The organism is Carnobacterium gallinarum DSM 4847 (assembly GCF_000744375.1).
Classification (GTDB): Bacteria; Bacillota; Bacilli; order Lactobacillales; family Carnobacteriaceae; genus Carnobacterium; species Carnobacterium gallinarum.
Genome location: NZ_JQLU01000003.1, coordinates 97,883 through 110,358 on the forward strand (window position 1 = coordinate 97,883; position 12,476 = coordinate 110,358).

The following is a 12,476-nucleotide window of genomic DNA, read 5'->3' on the forward strand; positions in this document are numbered from 1 at the left end:
TTAATAAAATTGATCTGGTAGAATACTTTTGCCTAATGTTTTGTTGTCTTGATAATCAATTGGAATATCCACAATTACTGGTCCTTCAGTTGCAAAAGCAGCCTTTAAAACTTTTTCCAGATCAGCAGGTTGGTTAACACGCATTCCTGTTGCCCCAAATGCATCTGCATATTTCACAAAATCAACAGGTCCAAAGTCAACACCTGATGAACGTCCATATTTCATCTCTTCTTGGAATTCCACCATATTATAGCGCCCATCATTCCAAATCAAATGCACGATATTTAGCTTACGTCTAACAGCTGTTTCCAACTCCTGTGCAGAAAATAAAAATCCCCCATCTCCAGAAACCGAAATAATTTGTGTATTTGGTCGCATTAATGCCGCCGCAATCGCCCATGGTAAAGCAACTCCTAATGTTTGCATCCCATTACTAAACAACAAATGACGTGGTTCATAGCTACGGAAATGACGCGCCATCCAAATATAATGACTACCAATATCAACGGTTACAGTCATGTCATCAGTTACTAATTTTTGCAATTCAGAAATAACTGCTAATGGATGAGTATAACCCGTTCCATGATTGACCGGTGGAACATCTCGTTCTGCCAATTTTTCTTGTAGTGTTGCTAAATATAATTTTGAATCATCAGCTAATTGATATCCTTTTAAATAAGGCAATAAAAAGTCTAACGTTTGCGCAATATCTCCAATTAATTCTTTCTCTGGTTGAAAGAATTGATCAATCTCTGCTGGGGTATCATCAATTACGATAATTTTAGCATCAGATTCAGCATTCCAATTTCTGGCTTCATACTCAATAGGATCATATCCAATCGTAATCACTAAATCACTGCGTTTTAATAACATGTCGCCAGGTTGATTTCTAAACAATCCTACACGGCCAAAGAAATTTTGTTCTAATTTGCGTGAAATAATCCCTGCTCCTTGGAATGTTTCAACTACAGGAATTTCTGAAACGCCAACAATATTCCGAATCGCTGCTGTCACTTCAGGACTAGATGCACGCATTCCTAGTAAAAGAACTGGCAATTTCGCTTCTTTAATTCGTTGTGATAATAAAGTAATTTCAACTGGACTAGCTGGTCCTAATTTTGGAGCTTGCAAGGGACCAATCGCTGCAGTTTTAATTGGAGAATCAATAACATCTTGAGGAATACTAACAAAACTAGCTCCTTGTTTTGCACTTGATGCTGCACGATAAGCATTAGCAATCACTTCTGAAATATTTTCAGGTTCTTGAATTTCAGCACTATACTTAGTAATAGGTTCAAATAAAGCAGCATTATCCATACTTTGATGAGTTAATTTTAGTAAATCTGCACGTTTCACTTGTCCACCAATTGCTAAAACTGGATCACCTTCTGCCGTCGCAGTAACTAATCCAGTAGCTAAATTACTTGCTCCTGGGCCACTTGTGGCAATAACTACTCCTGGTTTCCCAGTAATTCGACCGATTCCAGCAGCCATAAAAGCAGCATTTTGTTCATGTCGTGCAACGATTAACTCTGGACCTTTATCAGTCAATCCATCGAATACACGATCTATTTTTGCACCTGGAATTCCAAATATATATTCAACATCATGATTCATTAAACTTTCAATAACAGAATCTGCACCATATCTTTTTTCATTCTTCATCTTATTCCCACCTAACGAGTTTCATTTCATTAATCATTTCAAATGATATCATAACTTATTTCTTTTACAACTATTTGAAACTTAGATTAAAAAATAACGAGAATGAGAAAAATCTAGAAAAAATCAAAAAAAACAAAGGAAATCGTTTCCTTTGTTTTTAATACACTATTCTTAAAATAGTTGTATTTCTTTTTTTACATTAAGTTATTCTAATTTAACTAACAATAAAAGAACAGAATTGTATTTTATGAAAATCAAAAAAGAAATAGCTCAACTGAACTATTCCTTAAAAATATGATCTCAAAAGAATTATAGTTTTACAACGTTAGCTGCTTGAGCACCGCGGTTTCCTTCAACGATTTCAAATTCTACAGCTTGACCTTCATCTAATGTTTTAAAGCCATCCCCTTGAATTGCGCTAAAGTGAACGAAGATATCTTCTCCACCCTCAACTTCAATAAAACCAAAACCTTTTTCACCGTTAAACCATTTTACTGTTCCTTTTTCCATGTGTTTCTCTACCTCCACTATCTCTTTTTGTAACAGTATTGCTTTATTAAAGCTACCATCCTCTGATTATTAAATAACCAAGTTAACTAAAAACAAATTATTTATTTATTTCTATAGCCATCAAAACCAAACCTATTACGCCTATATTATAGCGCAGCTAAAAATTTTATGCAAGGGTTTCCTTTGTTATTAAATCAACTTTTGTATTTAAATAATATAGTCAAAAAAAAGAATAGCTCAAATGAACTATTCTTAATTAATTAATCAAAAAGAACACTTAATCAGTATGAACTAAACTTTCTTGCACAACTTTAACAAATTCTTGATAAGCATCATTTTCATTTAACATTTGAACCTCAACATCTGAGAACTCACCTGCTAAACCATCTTCTAATGATAGCTCTAACTTTTGAACAAAAGTTGCATTGCCAATTAATTCCATCCAATAATTATCTTCTTGATCTTGATGAACAAGGGTTTGTACCATTCCACCAGGATTATAAACAGAGATTTTTTTATCAAATTCACCATCTTTTAATAAAACATACATCAAGCTACTAGCTGACATTGCAGTTCCACAAGCATTTGTAAAACCAACGCCGCGCTCATAAGTTCTAACAAAAATCTGATTTTTGCCTAACACTTCAACAAAACTAACATTTACTCCATCTGGAAAATAAGGATTTTTTCCATTTACAAACATAGCAATTTTTTCTAATAGTGGTCCATTTAATGTTTCATGATCGACAAAACTTATTAAATGTGGATTTGGAACTGCTACTGCTGAAAATAGTAACCCTTCTGCTAATTCAGGAAAAGGCTGGTTAATCATTGTGTCTTCGGCAATGTTTAATGGCAAGGTTGATGTGTGCAGGGAAACAGGAGAAATCTCTACTTGGAAAGTTGCAACATTTTTTCCAATCTCTTCAGCTGTTTGTACAACTAAGTCAGCATGTAATGTTTCAACTTTAAAATAATCTAATTTATTTTTTTCTGAAAGATAACGAGCGACTGTACGTAATCCATTGCCACACATACTCGCTTCACTGCCATCATTATTAATAACACGCATTTTAGCCGTTGCTTCTGGATGATCCGTTGCTCCAACTAAAAGAACCCCATCAGCTCCATTCAGTAAGCCTGTTTGACGATTTGTTAAGACTTTTGTTAATTGAATCAGTTCTTCCTCTATTAATCGACGCTCTAAAAGTGTTTCATCTAAAATAAAAAAGTCATTTTCTGAACCATGAACCTTTGTTAACTGTATTTGCATCTTCTCATAGCTCCTTTAATTGTATTCTTTATTTTTTAAGTACTCACGATATCTTGTATTTTTAATTGATACTATCATATCATAAAAAAAAAGAAGTTCCTATAAAAGAACTTCTTTTTTCTGTTTATTTTGGTAAAATAACTGACTTATTCAGCGTCAGTTATTTCCAATGCTGCTGGATAAAATTCTTCTACAATTGTTGCACAACGATCACATAAAGTTGGAGCATCAGCATGACTTCCAACATCTTCCTTGACTGCACGACAACGATCACAAGTTTCACCGTGAGCTTTTTCAACAACAATTGCTAATTCATCAAATTGCAATGCTTCTGCTGGAGCTGTCGCTTTTTCGCCAGCAATTTCTAAATCAGAAACAATCAACAATTGAGCTAAATTACTATCTAAAGCCGTGAATAGAACTTTTGTTTGTTCTGTTGGATAGATCACTAGTTTTGCTTCAAAAGATTTTCCAATTTTCTTCTCATTACGAGCTTCTTCAAGTGCTTTTTGAACATGATTACGAACATCCATAAAGGCATCCCACATATCCAATAATTCTCCTTGATTTGGATAATCAACAACCGCTGGCATTTCTGCTAATTGAACATAATCTTCCTCTTCATCTAAGAAATTCCAAACTTCTTCAGCTGTATGAGGCAAGATTGGTGTTAATAGTTTAGTCATTTTCACTAATACTTCATAGAAGACAGTTTGCATTGCACGGCGTTCATAAGCATTTTCAGATTCAATATAAACAACGTCCTTCGCAAAGTCTAAATAGAATTGCGACAAATCAACTGTACAGAAATTCGTAATTAATTGATAATTTGAAGAAAAATCATAGTTTTCATAATTTTCTTCTACTGCTTTAACTAATTGATTCAGACGAACAAGCAAGTATTTGTCTACTGAACGTAGATCATTGTATCCAACTGCATGTTCTGCTGGCTTAAAGTCTGAGGTATTAGCTAATAAGAAACGCATTGTATTACGGATTTTACGGTATACTTCCGAAACTTGTTTTAAAATTTCATCTGATACACGTACATCGGCTTCAGCATTAACACTAGAAACCCAAAGGCGGATAATGTCTGCTCCCATTTGTTTAATTACTTTACTTGGTAAAATCGTATTTCCTAATGATTTACTCATTTTACGACCTTCACCATCTAATACCATTCCTTGTGAAAGAACTGTTTTATATGGTGCAATCCCATTGATAGCTACACTTGTTGTAATACTTGAGTTAAACCAACCACGATATTGATCTGAACCTTCTAAATACATATCTGCTGGATACGTTAAATAAGGACGAGCTGCTAAAACTGCTTGATGTGAAGAACCTGAATCAAACCAAACATCCATAATATCCATTTCTTTTGTAAATTCTCCATTTGGACTAAACTCATGGGTAAAACCTTCTGGTAATAAGTCTTTTGCTTCACGTTCAAACCATACAGTTGAACCATGTTCAGCAAATAAGTTTGCTACATGTTCAATGGTTTCTGGTGTAATAATAGGCTGATCATTTTCACCATAGAAAATTGGTAAAGGTACACCCCAAGCACGTTGACGTGAAATTACCCAATCGCCACGATCACGAACCATGTTATATAAACGAGTCATTCCCCATTTTTGAGTCCAATTTACACCTTCAACAGCAGATAAAATATTGCTACGGAAATCATCAATTGATGCAAACCATTGTGGTGTTGCACGGAAGATAACTGGTTTTTTAGAACGCCAATCATGTGGATAGCTATGAGTAAAGAAGTTTAATTTTAATAAAGCATTTTTTTCATCTAAAGCTTCTGTAATTAATTTATTCGCTTTATCGTAGAAGATTCCTTCAAATCCTGGTGCTTCATCTGTAAAGCAACCTTTAGAATCTACTGGTGACAATACTTTTAATTTATATTTTTGACCAACAATAAAGTCATCATCCCCATGTCCTGGAGCTGTATGAACAAGACCTGTACCAGCCTCTAAAGTAACATGATCGCCAACCATTACTAACGATGTGCGTTCATACAATGGATGTTGAGCAGTCATATATTCCATATCTGAACCTTTCAATTCTTTAAGAATTGAAACATTTTCCCAACCAATTTCAGTTGTAACTGTTTCTAATAAATCTTTTGCAACAACAAATTTACGACCATCTGCTTCAATAACTACATAGGTATATTCAGGATTTACTGAAATTCCTAAGTTAGCTGGAATTGTCCATGGCGTAGTTGTCCAAATAACAAGAGCTGTATCTTGGTCTAAAATATCTTTCCCATCCACAATGTTAAAAGCAACATAAATAGAAGCCGATTTTACATCCTTATATTCAATCTCTGCTTCTGCTAATGAAGACTCACTTGACGGTGACCAATAGATTGGTTTTAAGCCTTTATAGATATAACCTTTTTCAGCCATTTTCCCAAATACACGAATTTGTGCTGCTTCATAGTCAGGAGTTAATGTGATGTATGGATGATCCCACTCACCAGCTACACCAAGACGTTTAAAATCTTCACGTTGAATATCTACTTGTTCAAGAGCATACTTTTCACATAAACGGCGATAGTCTGCTAATGACATTTCTTTACGTTTGATTCCTTTGTTTGTTAATACTTGTTCGATTGGTAAACCATGAGTATCCCAACCAGGAACATAAGGTGCACGGAAACCAGACATTGATTTATAACGGATAATCATATCTTTACTGATTTTATTTAAAGCATGCCCCATATGGATATTTCCGTTTGCAAATGGAGGTCCATCATGTAAAACGAATGTTGGTTTGCCTTCATTTAATTTTTGACGTTGACCATACATGTCAACCGTTTTCCAATCTGCCTGCCATTGCTCTTCACGAACAGGTAAATTGCCACGCATTGGAAATTCTGTTTGCCCTAACTGTAATGTTTCTTTCATTTTCATCATTAAATTCTCCTTCAACTTTTAGTTATTTTTTAGTTATTTATTTCTACAAAAAAAAGATTTCACCCCTCCAAATAGAGGGACGAAATCTTCGTGGTACCACCCAAGTTCAGAAAGAATTGCTTCTTTCTCTCAAGTAATTGTTAACGCCAATTAAACGACTGAATTTACTAAGTTGCTTGGTTCAATTCAACACTCATAGAGGATCTAACCATTAAAGGGACTGACTAGTCTTTCACCGGGCACTAGTTCGCTACTTAGTATTTAATCGTTTTTCTGTTCTATTCAACATTTTTTTTATTTTAGTCTTTATCTTCTGGTAATTCAATTGCTGCTAGTGTACCCTCAATTTCAAATGATTCTTTCTCATCGTCCACATCGGTTACATCGTCAAAACTCGTTAAAGCAGATAATTTATTAATTTCCTCTTCAATCACTTCATCATCTGTTGAACTACTTGGTAAACCAGATAGAACATCTTTTAATGTTGGAATTTCAATGGCTTCAATCGTAGGAGCTTGTAATAATTCATCCCACTCATTATTTTTAACCATCTCCAATTGTGATTCAATTAATAACTGCAATCGTTGTTTAAAGACACGACTTTCCTTTTTCAAGGTGTCTGTTTCAAAAGTAATCTTACGAGCTTTTGTTACTGCTTCATCTAATAAACGATCAGCATTTTTTTCAGCCTCTAATGTAATCATACGTGATTCTTTGTTTGCATTTTCTCTAACACGGTCCGCTGCTTCTTGAGCTACAATGATTGATTTATTTAAAGCATCTTGTAAATTATTAAAATGCTCAACTTTTTCTTCACTGAACTTCAATTTCTTTTCCAATTCACGTTTATCTTTTAAAACCATTTCGTAGTCTTTAATAATTTGATCCAAATAATCATTGACTTCGTCTTGATCATAACCGCGCATCTTGACAGGGAACTCCTTGTTATGTATATCTAACGGAGTTAATACCATTTAAGACACCTCCATACATTTTATTTTGTTGTTTCTTCATTATAATCTACAAATCAAAATTCTACAAGAAATGTCCATTTATTTAGATAAAATACCAAATAAAATTCGCCATTTGTCTTTTTTTGTTTTGCCTTCAATTTCTTTAATTTGAATTCGACCAAATCCACGTACGGATACAATATCCAATAAACCTAGCTCAAAATCAGGACGAAGTTGCTCTGCCCAATTCAATTTAACTTTTCCAGCCTCAACTAATTGTTTAGCCCGTTGCCTAGAAATATTAAATAAACTGGAAACAATCACATCTAATCGTAAGGATGACACCGTATCATGAACCAAGGTCCAGTCATCGATTGGAGTAATCAGCTCTGTATAGCTTCGATCTTCAATTCTTACAGAAACGTTACCAATTTTTTCAATTTGACTTTCGATATAGTTTTTCATACCGCTATCAACAAAAAATTGCCACCGTTCACCATCAAAAATAATATCGCCAAAATACTCTCGCTTGATTCCAACAGACATTAATGTTCCTAATATTTTACCATGAGAAAGCTTAGCAAATTTACTAGGGTAACGAATTTCACAAATTTCAATAGTAAAATCATCTTGAGTCGGCACATAATAATCTGGACAAATAAATACCCGTTTTCGTTCTGCTGCCTCGTACCCACCAAACATATGCAGTTTCAAGTCACCTTTTCCAACCAATGACTCAGCAATATACATTTGCCGAGGATCAAGAAAAACAGTCAAGTAAGGTGTATACTGATTCTCTACTTCATGAATCCAATCACTTAAAGCATCAATAAAAGGGCGTTCTTCCTTTCTAAAATGCTGATATACATTTTCAATTATTCCAAACACCCCCATTATTGATACTGATCACTCTTAAAAAAAGATGAAAGAGTGATCGACTAGTTCAAGCTAATTTTTAGTTAAATCATTTTATGAAAAGCCTAAAAGAATTGCGGCAATTCCTCTTTGAATTAAATTTAAAGCAAAAAATGCAATAATCGGAGAAAAATCAATTCCTCCAAGAGGCGGAATAAACCGACGGAAAATAGATAAATAAGGTTCACAAATTTTACTCAATAGCTGACCAAATTTTGAATCATAAGCACCTGGTAACCATGATAATAAAATATAAACTACCATAATGCCTTGATACGCATTAATTAATCTTGCAATAACATAATACAATTCAAACATTTAATGACACACCTCAATTCTAGTAAAATTCTTTATCGCGCATCATTTCAGTTAACATGCCATCAATTTCCACATTGTGGGGGGTACATAAAAAGATTTCATCACCGACTCTTTGAATGTCACCATTGATCGCATAAATCGTTCCCGTTAAGAAATCAACAATTCGTTTTGCTTGATCTTCTTCAATTCGATTAAAGTTCAAAATAACTGATTGACCATTCATTAACAAATCAGCAACTTCTTGGACCTCAGAATAAACACGAGGTTCAAAGACAACAATTTTAGATTGTTGTTGCAATGCTCCTTGATTTAATGCAACGACTTTATTATTTTTTTGGTTACTTCCACGATTTAATGTTGTAGCTTTTTTTGTTTCATTAAAAGCCTGAACTTGAGGTTGAACAGATGCTTTAGCAGCTGGCTCTTCACTAGCCACTTCATATTCTTCTTCATAGTCATATTCCTCTTCATCATCAAGTCCAAAATATTTAGATACTGAACCAAAAATACTCATAGTAAAATCCTCCTTTATTTTATTCTTTAAATAGGCTTGTACCTACCCGGATAAAGGTAGCACCTTCCTCAATTGCAATCTGATAATCATTACTCATGCCCATACTCAACTCTGTACAAGGAGCAAAAGAATAATTTTTTACAGCTAATTTTTGTTGAAACATTCTTAAATCAGCAAAATTTTGGTGAATCATCGTTTCATCAGCACCCAGAGGAGCCATTGTCATTAATCCAACAACTCTAACTTTAGGATACTCTTCCAACGCTTCAATAAACTCTGTTAATTCCTCAGGGGAAACACCATGTTTAGACATTTCACCACTCACATTTACTTCAACGAAACAATTCACTATCTCATCTGCCCGCTTTTCAATTTCCTTTGCCAACGACAAACGATCTAACGAATGTAAATAATCGATTTGATTAATAATTTGTTTTACTTTTCTTGATTGTAGATTGCCAATATAATGCCAGATAATATCTTCTTGTGGCAAGTAAGCTTGTTTTGCTAACAAACCTTCTGGACGATTTTCAGCCAGATGTTTCACACCTAATTGATATATTTCTTTAGTAGATTCATTATCAACTGCTTTAGTTACAGCAATTAATTGAATATCTTCAGAATGACGTTTGGCTTCTTTTGACTTTTGACATAGTATTTCCTCTACTTGATGTAGATTTGATGCAATCGTCATTTTATTTACGGCGTCTTCTAAAGAATGGTGGTGTATCTAAACTATCTTCATCTGCACTATGCCCATTATCAGTAGAAGCTTCACGTTTAAATACATCTAAATCTGCTTTTTCTCCACCAGTTTCTTTATTGTTTTCACGTAAATTAGGTTCTCTACGAATATCCCAATCACCAAATGGATCTTTTTCACCATTGCTTGGTGCTGTTTGATTTGTTGGAGCATCATTTTGGCGACCAAATGCTGGGTCTTCGTTACTTGAAAAACTTGTACGACTACGATTGTTTGTTCCTTGAGCTTGTTGCCCTTTACGAGCGTCAATTCCAGTTGCAATGACCGTTACAATAACTTCATCGCCTAAATTTTCATTAATTGACGTTCCGAAAATAATATTTACTTCAGTTGTTGAAGCAGCTGAAACGATATCAGAAGCATCTTGAGCTTCAAATAAAGTTAAATCTGGTCCACCAGTAATATTTAGTAAGACTTGTTCAGCACCATCAATTGAAACTTCCAATAAAGGAGATGAAATAGCTTTTTTCGTTGCTTCAGCTGTCCGATTTTCACCGCTGGCCATCCCGATTCCCATTAAAGCAGAACCTTGATTTTCCATCACTGTTTTCACATCAGCGAAATCTAAGTTTACATATCCAGGCGCTGTAATTAAGTCTGAAATACCTTGTACACCTTGACGTAAAACATTATCAGCTTCGTGGAATGCTTCTAGCATTGGAGTCTTTTTATCAACAATTTCTAATAAACGATTATTTGAAATAATTACTAACGTATCTACATGATCTTTCATTTCTGAAACGCCTTCTGCAGCGAAACGACCACGTTTTGGTCCTTCAAAAGTAAATGGACGTGTAATTACACCAACTGTCAACGCACTTTGTTCTTTGGCAATTCTTGCAACGATTGGAGCAGCACCCGTTCCGGTTCCGCCACCCATTCCAGCAGTTACAAAGATCATATCCGCTCCACGTAATGCTTCAGCGATCTGTTCTTCACTTTCTTCAGCCGCTTTACGTCCAATTTCTGGATTAGAGCCAGCACCTAAACCACGAGTTAGCTTAGGTCCTAATTGAATTTTTATCTCAGCATTAGAGCTTTGAAGAGCTTGGATATCTGTATTTGCTACAATAAATTCTACGCCTTTAACGCCTTCATCGATCATACGATTTACTGCATTATTACCAGCTCCACCGACCCCGATAACCTTGATTACTGCTCCATTTAAATTTGAATCAAATTCTAATTCCATCCTATTTCCTCCTACTTGCACAAATTAGTTAAAATTTTTAGTTATCTAGTCAAAAAAGCTCGAAATAAAATTCTTGGCTTTATTGGTAAATTTGTCTTCTGGTTTCTTTTGTTTTTTCACTGGTTCAGGTTTAACTATTTCTTCATGAACTACACTTTCTTGGACTTTGGCTTTTCCAGGTTGACTATTATACGATGAAACATTTATCTTGCGACCTTTTGCAATCGCATGAATTTCATCTAAATTGGCAACATAGTCAATTAAACCGATGCCCGTTGAAAATGCAGGAAAGCGCATCCCCATTTGATCTGGCACATAGAGCTTCACATTAATCCCGAAAATATCTTTAGCCAACTCAACAATGCCTGGCAATGAAGCTGCTCCTCCAGTTAGGATAATCCCACCAGGAAGTTCTCTTGCTCCAACAGCATCTAACTGAACTTTTATTTTTTCAAAAATTTGAATAAGTCGTGCTTCAATAATCTCTGATAAATACTGTTCATCAACGCGAACTGGTTCATTTTTTCCAATAACATCAACAGGGAAATATTCTTCCGCTGAAGTTTCCTCTGGTAAGGCAAATCCATACTCACGCTTAATGCGTTCAGCATTGTCAAATGATGTATTTAAGATAACTGAAATATCTTTTGATACATATTCGCCACCTTCAGGATCCACAAAAGTAAATTTTAATTGATTGTCATGCATAACTGAGGCCGTTGATTGACCACCGCCTAAATCAATTAAAATTGTTCCAAATCTAGCTTCTTCTTTAGTCATAGCCGTGCTACTAATCGCCGCAGGTTGCAAAATAATTTCTTCGATTTTTAGTCCAGCTTTTTCAACACAACGTTTTGTATTGTGTAAAATAGTTTTAGGACCGGTTATCATGGTTGCATGCATTTCCAAACGAACGCCAATCATACCTCTGGGATCACGTATTTCAGAAAAACCATCGACAATAAATTCTTCTGGTACTACGGTAATAATTTCGCGTTCCGGTGGAACTGATTTTACCATTGCTGCAGCCATTACATTTTCCACATCAATATCCGTAATTTCTCGATTTTCACCAGAAACAGCAATCATTCCATGACAAGGCTCAATCTCAACACCATTTGCTGGAATGCCTACAATGACATCTCGAATATCAATATTCGCTTTTTCTTCTGCTTGAGCAATCGCACGTTTGATTGATTCAACCGTTTGATCGATATCGACAACAATCCCACGACTTAGCCCTTCAGATTTTTCATTTCCAACACCGATAATATTCATTTGTCCATTTACAAATTCAGCTACAACTACTTTTATTGAAGTGGTTCCAATATCTAGACTCACGTAAATTCCTGTATTTCCCATTCATTGAAACCTCCTGTTTAATTCACTTAAAGTTTTCATTTAGAAATTCTCTATACATAGATATGATTTTACCAT

11 protein-coding genes and 1 other annotated feature are annotated in these 12,476 nt (G+C 34.8%); all 11 genes read right to left on the reverse strand.

The features are described from left to right. The 11 genes from alsS to ftsA all read right to left on the reverse strand — a co-directional run bounded on the left by alsS (window position 1) and on the right by ftsA (window position 12,401). Window positions 1-1,665: an acetolactate synthase AlsS gene (gene alsS, locus BR43_RS01395; RefSeq protein WP_034558694.1), complete on the reverse strand. Its 1,665-nt coding sequence runs from the start codon at window positions 1,663-1,665 to the stop codon at window positions 1-3. A 309-nt stretch (window positions 1,666-1,974) separates the two neighbouring features. After that, entirely contained in the window at window positions 1,975-2,175 is a 201-nt protein-coding gene (locus BR43_RS01400; RefSeq protein WP_034558696.1) for a cold-shock protein, read from the reverse strand. Window positions 2,176-2,452: 277 nt separating this feature from the next. Beyond that, window positions 2,453-3,448 (reverse strand): diaminopimelate epimerase, encoded by a 996-nt coding sequence (gene dapF / locus BR43_RS01405; protein WP_034558698.1) that lies wholly within the window; start codon window positions 3,446-3,448, stop codon window positions 2,453-2,455. Between the two features lie 146 nt (window positions 3,449-3,594). Then, on the reverse strand, window positions 3,595-6,381 hold the full coding sequence (gene ileS, locus BR43_RS01410) for an isoleucine--tRNA ligase (RefSeq protein ID WP_034558700.1): 2,787 nt from the start codon (window positions 6,379-6,381) through the stop codon (window positions 3,595-3,597). A 75-nt stretch (window positions 6,382-6,456) separates the two neighbouring features. Beyond that, window positions 6,457-6,679 (reverse strand) — a binding site (T-box leader). Between the two features lie 4 nt (window positions 6,680-6,683). Then, complete coding sequence (locus BR43_RS01415) at window positions 6,684-7,358, reverse strand: DivIVA domain-containing protein (protein ID WP_034558702.1); 675 nt, start codon at window positions 7,356-7,358, stop codon at window positions 6,684-6,686. A gap of 78 nt (window positions 7,359-7,436) precedes the next feature. Continuing rightward, window positions 7,437-8,216, reverse strand: a complete 780-nt coding sequence (locus tag BR43_RS01420; RefSeq protein WP_034559185.1) for a YlmH family RNA-binding protein — start codon at window positions 8,214-8,216, stop codon at window positions 7,437-7,439. A 90-nt stretch (window positions 8,217-8,306) separates the two neighbouring features. After that, on the reverse strand, window positions 8,307-8,570 hold the full coding sequence (locus BR43_RS01425; RefSeq protein WP_034558704.1) for a YggT family protein: 264 nt from the start codon (window positions 8,568-8,570) through the stop codon (window positions 8,307-8,309). A gap of 19 nt (window positions 8,571-8,589) precedes the next feature. Further along, window positions 8,590-9,084 (reverse strand): cell division protein SepF, encoded by a 495-nt coding sequence (locus BR43_RS01430; protein ID WP_034558706.1) that lies wholly within the window; start codon window positions 9,082-9,084, stop codon window positions 8,590-8,592. Window positions 9,085-9,103: 19 nt separating this feature from the next. After that, window positions 9,104-9,778 (reverse strand): YggS family pyridoxal phosphate-dependent enzyme, encoded by a 675-nt coding sequence (locus BR43_RS01435; protein WP_034558709.1) that lies wholly within the window; start codon window positions 9,776-9,778, stop codon window positions 9,104-9,106. Between the two features lies 1 nt (window position 9,779). Further along, complete coding sequence (ftsZ, locus tag BR43_RS01440) at window positions 9,780-11,039, reverse strand: cell division protein FtsZ (RefSeq protein ID WP_034558712.1); 1,260 nt, start codon at window positions 11,037-11,039, stop codon at window positions 9,780-9,782. 45 nt (window positions 11,040-11,084) lie between these two features. Continuing rightward, on the reverse strand, window positions 11,085-12,401 hold the full coding sequence (ftsA, locus tag BR43_RS01445; protein ID WP_034558715.1) for a cell division protein FtsA: 1,317 nt from the start codon (window positions 12,399-12,401) through the stop codon (window positions 11,085-11,087). Between the last annotated feature and the right edge of the window lie 75 nt (window positions 12,402-12,476).